The organism is Kiritimatiella glycovorans (assembly GCF_001017655.1).
In the GTDB taxonomy this organism is placed as follows: Bacteria; Verrucomicrobiota; Kiritimatiellia; order Kiritimatiellales; family Kiritimatiellaceae; genus Kiritimatiella; species Kiritimatiella glycovorans.
Map to the genome: position 1 here is coordinate 1,774,203 of NZ_CP010904.1, position 15,811 is coordinate 1,790,013.

Here is a 15,811-nt window from a genome sequence, read left to right on the forward strand (position 1 = left end):
GCTGCATTTACGCCGTTTCGCGGAGCGAGCGGAAGCGTTCGAGCGCTTCCCGCCAGGGGGCGGAATCGCCGGGTTCGAGCGTTTGCGTCGGGAAGGAGTTGCGCACGACTTCTCTTCCTTCGGCGATCGAGCCGATATCCCCCATCGCCTCCATCTGCGCGAGCAGGTTGCCGATGGCGGTGGCCTCGACGGGGCCGGTGACGACGGTACGGCCGAGCGCATCGGCGGCGAACTGCGGCAGCAGCGGATTCTGCGAACCGCCGCCGACGATATGAAGCGTGTCGAGCGTCCTGCCGGTAATCCGTTCGAGGTCCTCGTACAGGTGGGCGTAGAGCAGCGCCAGCCCTTCGAGCGTGGCGCGGATATACCCGCCGGGAGTCGAGGGCGGCGTCTGGCCCGTCCGCTCGCAGTAGGCGTCGATCCGCGCGGGCATATCGCCGGGCGGAAGGAAATCAGGATGGCTCGGGTCGTACACGATTTCGAACGCCGGGGCCTTGGCCGCCATTTCACCGATCTCGTCCCAGGAGTACTTCGTGCCCGCCTCGGCCCAGACGCGGCGGATCTCCTGCTGCACCCAAAGTCCGGACAGGTTCTTGAGGAAGCGGATGGTGTCGTCGACCCCCACCTCGTTGGTGAAGTTGGCTTGAAGGGCTTCGTCGGAGATCACCGGCTCGTCGAGTTCGGTTCCGAGCAGCGACCAGGTGCCGGCGCTGAGGTAGGCGAATTCTTTCCCCGCGGCGGGGACGGCGGCGACGGCGCTGGCGGTATCGTGACAGCCCGGCAGCACGACGTTCAGCCCCTCGGCGCCGGTCTCATCGGCCACGGCTGTGAGCAGCTGACCGAGACAGGTGCCGGGATTGCGCAGTTCGGGCAGAAACGAGGACGGGAGGCCCATTTCGCGCAGCATTCCGGCGGCCCATTTCTTCTCGACGGGATTGTAGAACTGGGTGGTGCTGGCGTTGGTGCGCTCGGCCACCGCGTGGCCGGTGAGCCAGTAGTGGATGAGGTCCGGGATGGTGAGAAAGGTGCGCGCCACTTTCAGCACGGGATCGTTGGCGAGAACCAGCGAGAGCATCTGGTAGAGCGTGTTGATCTTCATGAACTGGATGCCGGTTTCCCGGAAGATCTGTTCGCGCGGCATGCGCTGGAAGGCGGCCTCCATCATGCCGTCGGTGCGCGAATCGCGGTAGTTGACGGGATTGGCCAGCAGGTGGCCCCGCTCATCCAGCAGACCGAAATCCACGCCCCAGGTATCCACCCCCATGCTGACGAGTTCCCCGCTCGTCTGCGCAGCCCCGGCGCGGATGCCGAGCTTGATATGGTCGAAGATCGCGAGCACGTCCCAGTGGAGCGTGTCGAGTACGCGATGCGGGCCGTTGTCGAACCGGTGCACCTCTTCGAGGCTCAATTTCGATCCGTCGTAGCGCCCGATCAGCGCGCGCCCGCTCGATGCTCCGATATCCAGTGCCAGATAAGCCCGTGTCGCCGCCATGTCCGCTCTCCTTCCGGTCCGTTTTAACGCAGTCGGATTGGAACTTTAGCGAAACGCGCGCCGGTCTTCAATCTCCGCGTCGGATCAGGAAAACGGGAAGATCACGAACGCCATGATATCGAACACGGCATGGCTGATGACGTTGACGGTGATCGAACGGAGGGTGCGAAAGAGCAGCCCCCAGTAAAGACCGCAGACCGCCGCGGCGATCAGAAGGATCCCGTTGCCGGTCGCGAGGTGTGCGGCGGCGTACAGCCCGGTCATGACGAAAAGGCCGGTGCGGAGCCCCGTGGTCTTTTCCGCGTAGGACTGGACGAAACCGCGCCAGAAGATTTCTTCGCCCGGTCCGATCAGGAATCCGAGGATCAGCATAAGTTCGACGGGCGACCGGCCCGCGCCCCAGGTATACACGCCGGCGATCCGCTCGACGCCTCCGCTCCAGAGCAGCGCGACGCCCCACCGCCCGGCGGCGAACACCCCGTAGAGGAGCACGCCGGCGAAGGCGCCCAGGACCACCTTGCGAAAAATCCCCTGCCTGAGATCGTCGAGCATCGCGCGCGCGTACTCCTGCCGGCGGCCCATTGCGCTCATGATCAGCAGCAGAAGCGCGGCGCTCAGGCCCCACCAGACATCGAGCAGACCCGCGCCGTGAAAGACGAAGAGCGTGTTAAAGACGGCCACACCGAGCAGGCATACGGCGGCGGGGGGGATACGCGGAAGCGTGCCGGCCGTGGAGGATATGAAGCGCTGCAGCCGTTCAGCCACGTCGTCTCCGGTTCCGCAGGCGGGATTCCAGTCTGAACACGAAATCCCAGAATTTCCGTTCGCGGGCGGCGTGTCGTTCCAGCCGCTCCGCGCCACGCGCCTCGTCGCGCGCCCTGCGCGCCTGCGTCCACGCGTCCGCTTTCGACCAGGCGGCGTCTTCGATCGCGCGGAAAAGGGCCGTCATTTTCCCGAAACATCCGGCCTCCGGAGCCGCCCTGCGGGCCCGGTCGCGCATCGCGATAAAGCCGCGTTCCATGGAAATCCAGATCGATGCCGACCCGCGCGTGTCCTCTTCCAGACTCCAGGCCGGCGGAGCCGGGATCGCCCCGTCCTCCCTGCCGACCAGCCGCTTCACGAAACGCCTGCGCAGCAGACGCATCAGGCCGAGGCCGAACGTGGACAGCAGGACCGCCGCCGGCTCCGGTATGACCTGCCATCCCATATCGGTCATCATCGCCCATTCGAGATCGGTGGGTTCGCGCACCAACTGCCCTGCCCCGATCTGCGGGCTCATGAGCGCGCCGGGAAAGGTGCCTTCATCCAGGTGGCTGAGCGAGGAACCCGACGAATAGGTCTCCGGCGCGTAGATCGGGACAAGCCCGCCGTAGAGATTGGTCGCCGTGTCGCCATCCCAGTAGACCGGATTTCCGAGTTCATCAAAGTTATCGGGCACCCCGTTGGTCCCGACCGCGGGCCGATTACCCGCCGAATCGACAAGGTTCACATCCCAGGCCGTAAGGCCCTCGTAGACAGGGTCTCCCATTGCGTCCCGACCGACGTACCCGAAGAAGTCCTCTTCCGAAAGGTAACTGCTGGTGACGCCGACGGAGTGGCCCAATTCATGAGTAATGACGCTGCGGAAATCAATCTGGCCGGGACCGGGACCGTCCTCTCCGAAATTCCAGCCCACGCCCGCGGCGTCCACGTCGTACCGGATCAGCGAATCCACGTCTATTTCAATGCCGTAATTCGCCGGATCGTCCTCTTCGCGCCATATGAACTCGCCGCTCTGCCAGCGCTGCCCGCCTCCGTAGACCTGGCTGCTGCCCGAGGATCCCAGCACGCCGGAGGGGAGGTCGTCCCAGAGGAGGTGCAGCGAGATCTGGCGGCCGGCGGTGTTCTGGATGCCGGCATCCCAGGCCTGAATCGCGGATTCGACGTCGGCCATCTGTTCCGCGGTCCAGTCCTGCTGGTTCGTGGTCGTCCCGTAGACATCACCCTCTTCGTAGAAGCTGACATCGAAAGGACCGTAGGTCTCAACGACGATCGCATCGGCCGGAAGACACAGCCCCGCCAGAAGCGCAAGCGCCCCCGCCCGTGCCGTGAAGATACGCATGCTCATTTAGCTCCCCCCTCGGGTGGGAGCTTCCCATCTTGCCATCACGATTCAAAGCCAAAAAACCGCCGGGCATTGCCTGACGAGGCGGAAGCTATCTTTTCACGCGCCGAGCCGTGCAGCGAGGCCACCGAGGCCAGCACATCCGGCAGTCGGGCGGGTTCGTTGGGTTTGAGCTGCTTCTCCGCGGAGGGCGAGCAGGGAACATGATCGGGCGCGTCGGTTTCGATCAGCAGGCGGTCGAGCGGAACCCGCGCCACAATCTGCGAGGCCCGATGGTCGTCCGGCCGCGTGACCGTGCCGGAAAAGGAGATGAATGCCCCCATCTCCAGCAGCGCCTCCAGCGCCGTCGGCGGCGCCGCGCAGCAGTGGATCATCATCCCGCCCGGAACGGATACCTCCCGCAGCACGGCGGTCAGCCTGTCCCAGGCCCCCCGGCAGTGAATGGTGACCGGCCGTCCGAGTTCGGCGGCCACGCTCAGATGGTCGCGGAACACGCTTTCCTGGTCGGCGTGGTCCGGAACCTCCTTGGTGAAATCGAGCCCGGTCTCGCCGATCCCCGCCGCCGGGTAGCGCAGCAGAAACCGGATCAGCGTCGCGCGCCAGTTTCCGGTTCGCCCGCCGCCGTGCATCGGATGGAGGCCGAACGACGGATGAACGCAGGGGTACTGATCCGCGAGCGCGGCCACACGTTCCCAGTCGCGCTCCGTCCGGCCCTTCACGGCGATGCCCGCAACGCCGGCCTCCGCCGCGGCACGCAACACGGCTTCGCGTTCCGGGTAAAGCCGGTCGTCCTGCAGGTGCGTATGCGCGTCAAAGAGCTTCATCGAACCCGACATGTATCGTCGATCAGCGGGGAGCGCAACTTCGGGATGCGCATTTCCTGAGGACGCAGCAGTTCTCATTATGGCCGCATTCCGACCGCGGACGGCGTGGCAGCCGTCCCTCCCGAGTCGATATCCGACGCATTTTCGGGCACTGGGAGGGTCGGGTGCCACCCCGACCGAAAAGGGTGAAGCCATAATGAGAATCGCTGCTGAGGACGCCGGGTTCTTGCCGCGGGCGGGGCGGCGGTGATAGCCTGACCTCTCCTTCAGGGAGTGCGCTTATGTTCCGGTGGCTGCTGATCGACGGATACAACCTGATGCACGCCGATCCCGATTTCCGGGACCGGCGCGGCGGCACCTTTGAATCGCGGCGCACTCAGTTCGTCTCGCATGTGGCCAAGCTGGCGCCGCTGACCGCGCACCGGGCGACGCTGGTGTTCGACGGCCGGGCGGCGGCGCAGGAACCCGCGGTTCGCGAGACGCGCGGCCCGATGGACATCCTCTACTCGTCGGGCAGCCGGAGCGCGGACGGCGAGATCGAGCGGCTGGTGCACCAGGACCCCCGGCCGGAAGGCATCGTGGTCGTGACCGACGACCTCGCCGAGCAGGACAGCGTGCGGGCCGCCGGAGCCCATGTCCTCGGCTGTGCCGCCTGGCTCGAGGAATGCCGGCAGCGGGAACGGGACGCCGTCCGCCGCTGCCGGCGCCGTAAACCCTTCCGGTCCCCGCGGCTCGGCGATCTGTTTCCCGAATGAACCGCCGGGCGGATCGGCCTGCGCTCACATCGTGGAAAAGATCTGAAATCCACCGTAGGCATCCATCGCGTGCTCTCCGATGTCGAGCCCCTTGAGTTCCTCTTCAAGACTCACCCGGATGCCGACGGTCTTTTTCAGGCCGTAGAAGATCAGCCACGCCATCGGGAAACAGACCACAGCATAACTGATCACGCCGAGAAACTGCGTACCGAACGAGATCGTGTAGCCGAGTTCGGTCCCCATGGCCGTGGTCGTATGGCCGTGGGCGAAGGCCCCCGCAAACAGCGTGCCCAGCACCCCGCAGACGAGGTGCACCGTGGTGGCGCCGACGGGATCGTCGAGGTGCAGATGGTCGATCCCGATCACCGAAAGCACGGCCACCACGCCGCAGGCGAGACCGATCAGGATGGCCGGCAGCACACCGACCACGTCGGCGCCGGCGGTAATGCCCACCAGCCCCGCCAGGCAGCCATTGAGCACCATCGAGACATCGGGCTTGTGCTGAACGGTCCAGGAGCAGCCGATTGCGCCCGCAATCCCCGCGGCGGCGGCGAGCGATGTCGTAACCAGCACGTAGGACACTTCACCCGGATTCCCCGAAAGGACGGACCCGCCGTTAAATCCGAACCAGCCGAGCCAGAGGAGAAAGACGCCGATCGTCAGCAGCGGCATGTTGTGCCCCATGATCGGCTTCACCTGGCCGTTGACGTATTTTCCGGCCCGGGGACCGAGCAGCATGATGCCGGCGAGCGCGGCCCAGCCGCCGACACTGTGTACGAGAGTCGACCCCGCGAAATCGTGGAACCCGCGCTCCGCGAGCCAGCCCCCGCCCCACTTCCAGGAACCGACGGCCGGGTACACGAACATCACGTACAGAATGCTGAATATCATGAACGGCCCGAGCCTGATCCGTTCCGCCACCGCACCCGAAACGATCGTCGCCGCCGTCGCCGCGAACATCCCCTGAAAAAGAAAATCGGTCCAGTAGGTGTACCCGCCCCCCGCGTACTCTACGCCAAGACCGTTGGCGGGCATCACCAGTCCCAGCCCGCTGCACCCCAGCACCCCGTTCCAGAACCACGATTCGCCCGGATACATGAGATTGAATCCGATCACCGTGTAGGTGAGCAGCCCGATCGAGATGATCGCCGTGTTCTTGAAGAGGATGTTGACCGTGTTCTTCGCCCGCGTCAGCCCGCTCTCCACGCTCGCGAACCCGAGGTGCATCATGAACACCAGAAACGTCGATACCATCATCCATACATTGTTCGCCGTGAAGAGCGCCGCGTCCGCCGCGTCACCACCCTCCCCGGCGTGAGCCGCCGCCGCAAACGCCGTCACCAGCGCCCCGAGCCCCAGCACCCGCCTGTTCATACGCATGTCTCCCTCCCTCTTTCCGTAAGAGTTCCGCCTTATCCGTTCGACGGAATCCTCTTATGCACGGATCGTGCCAGCGGGGAGAGAGCAGGCGCTGAACCGCATGCTTGCCGTTGACCCGCAACGCCTTACGATAATTTTATCGCAGCGGAGCATGAACGCGAGGCGCATACATTTATGTTCTAGTCCGGGCCGCGCATGAACAGAGATGTAAGAAATCCGGCCTACATGACCAGCGCATTCACCTTGGCCGCGCAGATGAAGTCGTTCTCGGACATTCCGCCGATGGAATGGGTCGAGAACCGCGCGGTGCATTTCTTGTAGCTCACCTGCAGGTCGGGGTGATGGTCTTCGCGGTTGGCGATCCAGGCCACGGCATTGACGAACGCGATGGTGCGATAGAAGTTCTTGAACTCGAAGGTCTTTTCGATCGCGCCGTCCCTGTATTCCCAGCCTTCGACGCTCTTGAGCATCTCCCGGATCTGTTCCTCGGTCATCGGCTCGACGCCGCCTTCGCAGGCCCGGCATTTTTTCTGTGTGAGATCACAGGCTTCACTCATGGGTACCTCCTTTTGCTCTCAGTATAGTGGAACTGACGTCTTCACGAAACCCCCGCTCCGGGAGGCCGTCGAAGAGGAAGCCCCATCCGTCCGGGATCCGGAGGTCCTCCGCGGTGTGAAACCGGTCCCGGAAGAGGCGTCCGGCGACCAGGAAACGTCCGCCGCGGCGGGCGATATCGCGCAGGACGCCGCAGACGTCCATCCCCGGCGGGGCGTAGCGCCTGTCGAGAAGACGCGCGGCGGTGTCGAACCCGATCAGAAACATGTTTCCGGGGCAGGCGCGCGCCTTTTCGACAAAGGTCGGCGCACGGGTCAGCACGACGGGGGCCTGACCGCGCATGTCTTCGAGGCGGCGGCGAACCTCTTCGTCGCCGATCGGCGGTTTATCGACATTGACGACCGAGAGTTCGAACCGGCCGGGGCGCCGGGTCCGCTCCTCCGCGGCCGCGAGCATCTTCAGGTGGCCTGCATGGACGGGATTGAATGAGCCGGGGAGCAGCACCTCGCCCTGCGGCGGGTCGTGGCCCTCGACCGCCCCGTCGCGCGCGAGGCGCAGGAGGCCGGCCTCACCGCGAAGGAACCTGTCCGCGCCGTGCTTCATACCCGCCCGATAAACTCCTGCCACCGGCGCAGGATGACCTCTTCCAGTTCGCGTTCCTGGGCGGCGCGGGTTGCGGATTCGAACCGGACTTCGACATGGGCTTCGCCGCGGCATCCCTTCGCCGCCAGGTGCGCGCGGTCCTCGCCGCGCCGTTCGCGTAGCGTATGCAGCGCGGCGGTGCAGCTCAATCCCAGCGGCCTGCGCTCTTCGGCGTACGACCGCGCCCGCTCGTACGCCGCCCGCGCCATCGCGCGCGCCGCCTCCTCCCCCGCGATCTGCGGCGGGAGGCTGCCGATCCAGTGTTCCAGCGCGGCGGTGCAGTACGGGATGCCGACCTCCGCCACGAAGCGGGACGCGCCGGGGCGGCTCATGAGCGCTTCGATCGCGCGGGTTCCTCCGCCGGAGACGAGGATCACCGCCGTCCGCCCCGACGTATGGATCTGCTCGACGAGCGGGTTGCGTTCCGCGGCCTTCACAGCACGGTACCCTCCGGGATGATCGTATCGCGCGGGATGACGATGATCCCGTCGCGCACCCAGCAGAGATCTTCGCGCACCTCGTCCTTCCCTTCCGGCGAGATGACCACGTTGTCGCCGATGCGCACGTTCTTATCGATGATCGCGCGTTCGATCCGGCAGTTGCGGCCGATGCCCACTGCCGGCGCGTCCGGGGGGGTGCCCCGCTCGTGCCCGTAGTAGTCCGCACCGAGCAGAATCGAATCCGAGATGCGCGTACCTTCCCGCACCACGGCACGCAGGCCGACCACCGAATGCTCGATCGAATCGGCGTCGATGATGCTCCCCTCCGCGAGCAGACAGCGCGCGACGGCCGCATGATTGATCTTGGTGGGCGGGAGAAATCGCATACGGGTATAGATGGGGGCGTTCATATCGTAGAGCGTGAACGACGGGAAATCCTCGGTCAGCGCGAGCGAGGCCTCCCAGTAGGCACGGATCGTACCGATATCCTTCCAGTAGTCCTCGAAGACATAGCTGTACACCCGACGGTTGCGGATGGCCTTCGGGATAATCTGCTTGCCGAAATCGTCACCCCGCGAATCGCTCAGCAGATCGCAGAGCGCATCCACGTTGAAGACGTAGATCCCCATGCTCGCGAGGTAGCGCTCCTCCTCATACATCGGCGCGCGAAGCTGCGTCAGGGAATCGCCGTCGCCGGGCTTCTCGAAGAATTCGACGATGCGCTGCGACCGGTCGACCTGCATGATGCCGAGCGAGCCGGCCTCGGACCGCTCGACCGGCTTGGTGCTGACGGTCACGTCGGCCCCGGTCTCCAGATGGGTGTGTATGATATCGCGCAGATCCATACGGTAGAGGTGGTCGCCGGAGAGGATGACGACGAGATCCGGTTCGGCGCGCATGAAGTGGTGAATCGACTGGCGCACGGCGTCGGCGGTGCCCTGGAACCAGCCGTTGGAGCGCATGGTCTGTTCGGCGGCCAGCAGCCGCACGAAGCCGCGCGAAAACTGGTCGAAGTTGTACGTCGCCTGCACATGCCGGTGGAGCGAGGCGCTGCTGTACTGGGTGAGCAGGTAGATCTCGCGGATGCCGCTGTTGATACAGTTGCTGAGCGGCAGGTCGACGAGCCGGAACTTGCCCGCGATGGGCACCGCCGGCTTGGCGCGCTCCAGGGTCAGCGGCTGCATCCGGCTGCCTTCGCCGCCCCCGAGGATCACTCCGATCGTACGCGCGCCATCCATAACGGCATTATAACGGCCCGTTCCGCGAAATCAATGCCCGCGGTCACCGCGGCAGCCGTTCTCATTATGGCCGCATTCCGACCGCGGACGGCGTGGCAGCCGTCCCTCCCGAGTCGATATCCGACGCCTTTTCGGGCATTGGGAGGGTCGGGTGCCACCCCGACCGAAAGCGCCATCACCATCGCCCACACAGAAAAACCGCCCGCAGACCGTATCAGGCCCCGCCGCACTGCTCGCATAATACACCCCCCGTTGAGTTCATGCAGGGAACCATAAGGATCGGGATTTTGTTCGAAAAGTTTTTACTTCCAAACTCTCGTGACCGCGGCAACCTCCGTGATTCATCCGCCGTTCAGTCACCGAGACCGATACGCTCGACGTCGACGGGGCAGTCGGGCAGCGAGCGCAGGAAGAGTTTGCCGTAGTTTTTGGCGATCACGCGCCGGTCGAGCACGACGATGGTACCCTCGTCCGTGCCGGTGCGGATGAGGCGTCCGACGCCCTGCCGGAACTTGAGTACGGCCTCGGGCAGCGAGTAGTCGCGGAACGGCGAACCGCCCTGCTCGCGGATGCGGTCGAACCGCGCCTGCAAAAGCGGCCGGTCCGGCACGGCAAACGGCAGACGGGTGATGATGACGTTGCTCAGCGACGCGCCGCGGACGTCGACGCCCATCCAGTAGCGGTCGACGCCGAGCAGCACGCCGGCGCCGTGTTCGCGGAACCGGTTCAGCATCACGCGGTCGGTCCACTCCCCGCCCTGGATGAACAGCCCGTAGCCGCGCTCGTCGCAGAATTCCCGCAGCTGTTCCCCCACCCGCCGCATCATCGACGCGTTGGTGAACAGGACGAACGCGCGGCCGCCCCCGGTCTCGATGTAGTGCTTCACGGCGCCGGTCAGGCGCTCCTCGTACGCGTCGTCCGCCGGCAGGGGCATGTCGTCGGGAATGCGGATCCGCATCTGGCGCGCGAAGTCGAACGGCGAACCCACGGCCAGCCCGCGCGCGGACTGCGCACCGACGCGCGACTGGAAGTAGTCCAGCTTCCCGCCCACGGCCAGCGTCGCGCTGGTCATTACCACGCAGCCATGGGTGTCAAAGAGCATCTCGCTCAGTGCGCCGGAGACCTCCACGGGCGCCGAGTGGAGCACCGTGCTGCGTCGGCGTCCCTCCAGCGCGGTCCAGTATACGTGGTCCTCGAGGCTCTGATCGCCAAACGCGGCGAGTTCTTCCTCCAGCGCCGCCCCCTGCATCCGCGCCCAGGTGAATTCCGCGCGCAGGTCCTCGTTGTCCTTTGCCCCTTTCTCCGTCTCGGTGATGCGCGAGAGGAGCGCGGGCAGCGAGTCGTGGATCGGGCACGGGAGGTTGAGCGGTTCCTGCAGGCGGCATTCCGACTGGTTCGGGCCGAGGGCGCAGGCGCGCCTGACCGATTCGTAGTAGGCGTCGACCGCCTCGCCGACGCGCACCACGGCCTGCTGGCCGTCGTAGTCCTTCTGCGCGGCGAGCAGGCCCTTCTGCTGTTCGGGGCGGTAGAGGCGGTTGAGCCAGTAGCGCCAGGCCTGCTCGGAGAGGCGCAGACCGAGGTGGTCGGAGGCGACGGACTCGACCTGGTGGGCCTCGTCGAAGACGACGGCGGCGCAGTCGGGCAGGAGCGAGGAGCCGCGGGCGCGGATGGCGAGGTCGGAGAAGAAGAGGTGGTGATTGAGGATCAGCAGGTGCGCGCGGTGCGCCCGCTGGCGCGCGCGCTGGAGAAAGCAGCGGCCCTCATATTCGCACTGGCGTCCGAGGCAGTTGCCGTGCTCGGCGCAGACCGCGCTCCAGACGTCGCCCGGAGGCTGCTCGTCGAGATCCTGCAGGCTGCCCTCGTCGGACTGCTGCGCCCACTCGCGGATGCGTTCCAGCTCCGCGGCGCGCGACGGGCGGAAGAGATCGCCGCCCATCCCCGCCGCGAGACGAAGCCGCCGGAGGCAGAGGTAGTTGGTGCGGCCCTTGAGGACCTCCGCGCGGAAATCGCGGCCCAGGTAGCGGCGCACGAGCGGGATGTCCTTGTGCATAAGCTGCTCCTGCAGCGCGATCGTATAGCTGGCGATCGCGGTGCGCGTGTCGTGTTCGATCGACGCGAGCACGGCGGGTACGAGGTAGGCGAACGACTTGCCCACGCCGGTGCCGGCCTCGACCACGAGGTGATGCCCCCCGGTGAACGCTTCGGCGACCGCGCAGGCCATTTCCTCCTGCTGGGGGCGGTGTTCGTAGGCCAGCTCGGAGTCGAGGCCCTGCTGCTCAAGCCGTCCGCCCGGACGGAAAAAGGCCTCCGTCTCCAGGCGCGCGGAAAGCGGGTGTTCAGGGGTGTCGGGATTTCGCGGTGCGATCATCCCGCCCAGCTTACGGCGCGGAAGGGGCGGGAGCAAATGGAAAGAGAGAAGAAGCGAAATCGGTCCCCTCCACGAAGTGGGGACGGCCATGAAGGTTGATCCGACAGGGGGGGACAACCACGGCTGCGCCCTCAGAATCGGGATCGAAATCGGGTTTCACCGCAGCGAACACAGAGTCAGGGGCCGGGCCTACCGGCTGATCCGCCGCGACCACACGGTGTTCCACGCATGCTCGGCGCGCAGGAGGACGTCGCCCAGCACGTCGCGAGACGAGCCTCCCGCCCGCTCATCCGCCCCGCTCCGGAATCGGATCCGCGTCCGGTCGTCAAACCGCAGAAGCAGGGAGCCGAGCACGTCGCCACGGGCGGGACGCACGGCACTGCGAGCGACCGGGGCGCTCGCCCGTTCCGGCGCGCGGTACGGAAGACCGCATTCCCCGGCGGGCAGCCGCCTCCCGCGCCGTCTGCGCACGATTACCCCCGCCGCCAGCGCGGCGAGCGTCAGCACGCCGGTGGCGGGCTCGGGAATCGCAAAAACCCCGTAGGTGGAGGCATGATCGATATTCGCCCAGACGAGATTGTGTTCGGTATCCACGCCGTAGTCCCCGGTCACATCGGTCGGCGCTCCGAGCACCAGTTGCCCTCCGGGCGATACGTTGCTGTCCGGCCCGGCCTTCACCCAGGTGCTGTTGTCCTCGTCATACCAGTAGAGCCGGAGATCGTCTTCGGAAAGCCCGGCCTCCGCGACATCGGCCTCTTCATACGGCAGCCTCAATGTCGCGTTATTGGTAAGGAGCGAAAAATTCTCCAGCGCGATGGTCTGTCCAAGGCTGATGGCTCCGGAAGGAAGTCCGGCGACACCGAACTCGAGTTCGCTGTATCCCTCCGCGTTGAAGGTGCCGTCCGCGAGCGCGCCCTCGAGGATCGCCCCGGGCTTGAGCAGGAATCCCTTCTGGTCCGAGGTGGCGTTCTCCCTCGCCTGGCCGACGATCGCCCCGCGGTCGTTGATGTCGTAAGCCACTTCGAGCGTCAACCCCGCGTTTGTGGCGGCGGGGGCCAGCGAGTTCAGGTCGATCATCCCCGTCAATCCGCTGTACACGTAGGCGCGCGAGGACCCGTCGGCGGTATTGGCGGTGCCGACGACCACGTTCGCCTCATTGATGCCGAAGGCGTCGCTCTCCGCGCCGCCGAGCGTGCCCAGATCGGTCAGCGTGCCGCTCTGCCAGATGAAGGCGTGGCCCTGATCCTCCGCCACGGTGGAATCGCCGACCACCACCCCGCTGCTGTTGATATCGCGCCGCGTGGTCAGCGCATGGACCACCTCTTCGCCGGGAAGTGTCCCGTTGACTGTTGAAACTTGAAGGCGGTCTCCTGAGCGTCCATGTTGGACGCTCGGGGCAAACCAACCCGAAAGGAGACCGCCATGAGTGACAATAGCGTCCTTGAAGCCCTTGGACAAGTTGAACCGTCTGCAGCAGGAGATGTTTTCCGTGACTGGCTGCGTGGTGAAATGCGAACCCTGATCGCCGATATTCTGGCTGAAGAGGTCACAGAACTGTGTGGTCCGGCCTACAAGCCGGCAGGGGACAGAGGCTGCCGACGTGCCGGCGGAACCCGCGTAGGACTTCGAATTGACGGTATTGATGAGGAGATCCGCAAGCCGCGTGTACGTCGCCATGAGGCAGACACATCGAAGGAGGTCAGGCTTAAAAGTTACGACGCGGTCAACAGGGCCGACGACCTTCGTGACCGTATCTTGCGTGCCACAGCTGCCGGAGTCAGTTCACGTGATCAGAAAACCTTGTATCCCGATTCAGCGCCCGGACGCAGCAGGGTTTCCCGCGCCTGGATTGTCGAGGGCCGACAGCGCATACAGAAGCTCCGTGACCGCGACCTGAAGTCCGAGAGGTTCTTCTGCATGCTGCTGGACGGCATTGTACTGTCCGAGGATCTCAGCGCCATTGTGGGGCTGGGCATTACGCTGGACGGCCGCAAAGTTATGCTGGATTTTGAAATAGGCGCACAGGAATCGACAGAAGTGTGTGACGCATTGCTCGACCGCAGCCGTTCTCATTATGGCCGCATTCCGACCGCGGACGGCGTGGCAGCCGTCCCTCCCGAGTCGATATCCGACGCATTTTCGGGCACTGGGAGGGTCGGGTGCCACCCCGACCGAAAAGGGTGAAGCCATAATGAGAATCGCTGGCTCGACCGGCTTGTCCACCGCGGTCTTGAGTTCGAGGGCGATCCGTTGGCGGTTCTCGACGGTTCTCGGGCACTTCATAACAGCGTCTTGAAGCATTTTCCGCGAGCGCGCATTCAACGATGCCTGGTGCATAAGGAACGAAATATTAAGCGTTGTCTCTCCAGGCGTCATCACGGCAGCGTGAGCGACGTTTTCAAGCGTCTCCGCTCCGTGGAAGGCGAAGAAGCCGGACGTGAAGCACTCGCCGATCTGGAACGCTTTCTGAGCCGGCACAGCCACAAGGCCCTGGAATCCCTGCACGAGGCCGGTGAGGAGCTCATTACGGTTCACAAGCTGAATGCGCCGTCCACTCTACACACCACGTTGACGAACACAAACTGCATCGAGAACCCGTTCCGAAACACACGCGCAAAAATCGGGCGGGTGAAGCGTTGGCGCGCAGAGACGGATCAGGCGGAACGCTGGCTGGCCTATTCGCTTCTGAGGGCCGAGAAAGGGTTCCGTCGAATCAAAGGCTATCGTCAGATCCCGGTGCTTTTGAAATCCCTGGGCTGGCCATCGGAAGCTGTTGAGGCGTCGCTCCGCTCCGCCCTTGGCCCTCCGGGCCATCCCGCCTCCGGCGGGAACGGGCTCCACTCCACGACGCCTCACCCCCAGGCAGAGAGCGAAGCGAACTGCCGAACAGGGACTGGACAAGTGAATGACAAGGAACTACATCGAAATGAAGACCGAGACCGCCAACGAGTTTCAACAGGATTCGGGACATCCCCCGACGCGCGCGCGAAGCGAATGCGTCCAGAGCACGAGCAGATAGACCGCGATCGCTTCGACCAAAAGTATGACTACACTGTGATTCATAGCCCCTTCGGTTAAACAGGATCATTGTACTCGGGTTTTTCGGGTCCGGCAACAGCAATGAGACACCGCACCGGACCGCCCGGATCACGCCAGCAGCGCGGCCAGCAGGCCGGAGATGACGATGCCGTCGAACGTCCCCGCCCCGCCGATGCTGGCGAACCCGGTGCTGACGCGGCCGATCTCCCGCAGGTGCAGCAGGTCGGCGCCGATCAGCGGACCGAGCACGCCCGCGGTAAAGGCGACGGCGGGCGCAGCCTCCGGCGCGAAGAGCAGCGCGTAGGCCGCGGCGACCAGGCCCGGCACGAAGGCGGGCATGGCGATCCCGATGCCGGAGACGGGGCGGGCGAGGTAGTAGCACACCGCGGTATTGAGCGCGATGCCGACCAGACCGGTCATCAGAACGCCGCCCGGGAGTCCCGCCAGCCGCAGCAGTTCATAGGCGGCGATCAGTACGGGAATGACGCACCCGCCCACATTGACGGCGATGAGGGTATAGGGGCGCAGCGCGGCCGAGTGATGAAAGAGGCGGTCGAGGCCGAGCAGGCCGGAGGGATTGATTTCATAGACCTCGTCACGCGGGATCTTCTTCACGGGGATATTCATCATCCCGCCGACGAAGATGCCCACCACCAGCAGCAGCGAGGTGCGCGGACTCAGTCCCAGCCGCATCAGGGCGGTCGACATGATATCGGCCAGAAAGAGCGGGAACAGCAGGATAAGCACGAAAAACAGGATCAGCGACAGGCAGCCCAGTCGAACCATGATATCTTCATCCTCCGGTTGATGCTATTACACCCCTATGCTTCGAGCCCTCGCAGCCGACGGACGTTCATTATCCGCGCGGCACCCCGGTTTCGCAAACTCCGCGATGAAGCTTCTCTTCAGCTTTGATCCGGTTTAGGGTGGCACCGTTGCATGGTGCCGCACAAGCGCGCCTCACACCGAAAGGA

At 65.1% G+C, this 15,811-nt stretch carries 14 protein-coding genes and 1 pseudogene; 3 read left to right on the forward strand and 12 right to left on the reverse strand.

The features are described from left to right. Nucleotides 1-7 precede the first annotated feature (7 nt). From L21SP4_RS07320 to L21SP4_RS07335, 4 genes are all read right to left on the reverse strand, one after another. A complete protein-coding gene (locus tag L21SP4_RS07320; RefSeq protein WP_052882042.1) occupies nucleotides 8-1,492 on the reverse strand; it encodes a rhamnulokinase in 1,485 nt (494 codons plus the stop codon). 84 nt (nucleotides 1,493-1,576) lie between these two features. After that, complete coding sequence (locus L21SP4_RS07325) at nucleotides 1,577-2,257, reverse strand: CPBP family intramembrane glutamic endopeptidase (protein WP_052882043.1); 681 nt, start codon at nucleotides 2,255-2,257, stop codon at nucleotides 1,577-1,579. Next, nucleotides 2,250-3,599: a hypothetical protein gene (locus tag L21SP4_RS07330; RefSeq protein WP_052882044.1), complete on the reverse strand. Its 1,350-nt coding sequence runs from the start codon at nucleotides 3,597-3,599 to the stop codon at nucleotides 2,250-2,252. Before L21SP4_RS07330 ends, L21SP4_RS07325 begins: the two co-directional genes overlap by 8 nt. A 38-nt stretch (nucleotides 3,600-3,637) precedes the next feature. Continuing rightward, nucleotides 3,638-4,420 carry a TatD family hydrolase gene (locus tag L21SP4_RS07335; RefSeq protein ID WP_160300741.1) on the reverse strand — a complete coding sequence of 261 codons (783 nt, stop codon included), beginning with the start codon at nucleotides 4,418-4,420 and terminating at the stop codon, nucleotides 3,638-3,640. A 281-nt stretch (nucleotides 4,421-4,701) separates the two neighbouring features. Between L21SP4_RS07335 and L21SP4_RS07340 the strand changes: the two genes are divergently transcribed. After that, nucleotides 4,702-5,175 (forward strand): NYN domain-containing protein, encoded by a 474-nt coding sequence (locus L21SP4_RS07340; RefSeq protein WP_052882046.1) that lies wholly within the window; start codon nucleotides 4,702-4,704, stop codon nucleotides 5,173-5,175. A 24-nt stretch (nucleotides 5,176-5,199) separates the two neighbouring features. Here L21SP4_RS07340 and L21SP4_RS07345 read toward each other — a convergent pair whose 3' ends face one another. The 7 genes from L21SP4_RS07345 to L21SP4_RS07375 all read right to left on the reverse strand — a co-directional run bounded on the left by L21SP4_RS07345 (nucleotide 5,200) and on the right by L21SP4_RS07375 (nucleotide 13,118). Then, the gene (locus L21SP4_RS07345) at nucleotides 5,200-6,555 is read right to left on the reverse strand and encodes an ammonium transporter (protein WP_082116614.1); all 1,356 of its coding nucleotides are present in this window, start codon (nucleotides 6,553-6,555) and stop codon (nucleotides 5,200-5,202) included. Nucleotides 6,556-6,776: 221 nt separating this feature from the next. Next, the gene (locus tag L21SP4_RS07350; RefSeq protein ID WP_052882047.1) at nucleotides 6,777-7,112 is read right to left on the reverse strand and encodes a 4a-hydroxytetrahydrobiopterin dehydratase; all 336 of its coding nucleotides are present in this window, start codon (nucleotides 7,110-7,112) and stop codon (nucleotides 6,777-6,779) included. Further along, nucleotides 7,105-7,713, reverse strand: a complete 609-nt coding sequence (locus L21SP4_RS07355; RefSeq protein ID WP_052882048.1) for a nucleotidyl transferase family protein — start codon at nucleotides 7,711-7,713, stop codon at nucleotides 7,105-7,107. The genes L21SP4_RS07350 and L21SP4_RS07355 overlap by 8 nt, the downstream gene beginning before the upstream one ends. Next, complete coding sequence (locus tag L21SP4_RS07360; RefSeq protein WP_052882049.1) at nucleotides 7,710-8,189, reverse strand: hypothetical protein; 480 nt, start codon at nucleotides 8,187-8,189, stop codon at nucleotides 7,710-7,712. The genes L21SP4_RS07355 and L21SP4_RS07360 overlap by 4 nt, the downstream gene beginning before the upstream one ends. After that, entirely contained in the window at nucleotides 8,186-9,430 is a 1,245-nt protein-coding gene (locus L21SP4_RS07365) for a glucose-1-phosphate adenylyltransferase (protein WP_052882050.1), read from the reverse strand. Before L21SP4_RS07365 ends, L21SP4_RS07360 begins: the two co-directional genes overlap by 4 nt. Before the next feature lie 352 nt (nucleotides 9,431-9,782). After that, nucleotides 9,783-11,798, reverse strand: coding sequence for an ATP-dependent DNA helicase (locus L21SP4_RS07370; RefSeq protein WP_144413791.1), 2,016 nt, complete (start codon nucleotides 11,796-11,798; stop codon nucleotides 9,783-9,785). Nucleotides 11,799-11,987: 189 nt separating this feature from the next. Then, nucleotides 11,988-13,118: an HAF repeat-containing PEP-CTERM protein gene (locus L21SP4_RS07375; protein WP_052882052.1), complete on the reverse strand. Its 1,131-nt coding sequence runs from the start codon at nucleotides 13,116-13,118 to the stop codon at nucleotides 11,988-11,990. 102 nt (nucleotides 13,119-13,220) lie between these two features. Here L21SP4_RS07375 and L21SP4_RS12400 point away from each other — a divergent pair, with 102 nt between their 5' ends. Both L21SP4_RS12400 and L21SP4_RS12405 read left to right on the forward strand, forming a co-directional pair. Further along, nucleotides 13,221-13,982 (forward strand): transposase, encoded by a 762-nt coding sequence (locus L21SP4_RS12400; RefSeq protein WP_074041416.1) that lies wholly within the window; start codon nucleotides 13,221-13,223, stop codon nucleotides 13,980-13,982. A gap of 30 nt (nucleotides 13,983-14,012) precedes the next feature. Continuing rightward, nucleotides 14,013-14,876 (forward strand): annotated as a pseudogene (locus tag L21SP4_RS12405) (transposase); the annotation flags it as partial. Nucleotides 14,877-14,945: 69 nt separating this feature from the next. On the opposite strand, the gene L21SP4_RS07385 reads toward L21SP4_RS12405, so the two are convergent. Then, nucleotides 14,946-15,623 carry a DUF1614 domain-containing protein gene (locus L21SP4_RS07385; RefSeq protein WP_052882054.1) on the reverse strand — a complete coding sequence of 226 codons (678 nt, stop codon included), beginning with the start codon at nucleotides 15,621-15,623 and terminating at the stop codon, nucleotides 14,946-14,948. Nucleotides 15,624-15,811: the final 188 nt, after the last annotated feature.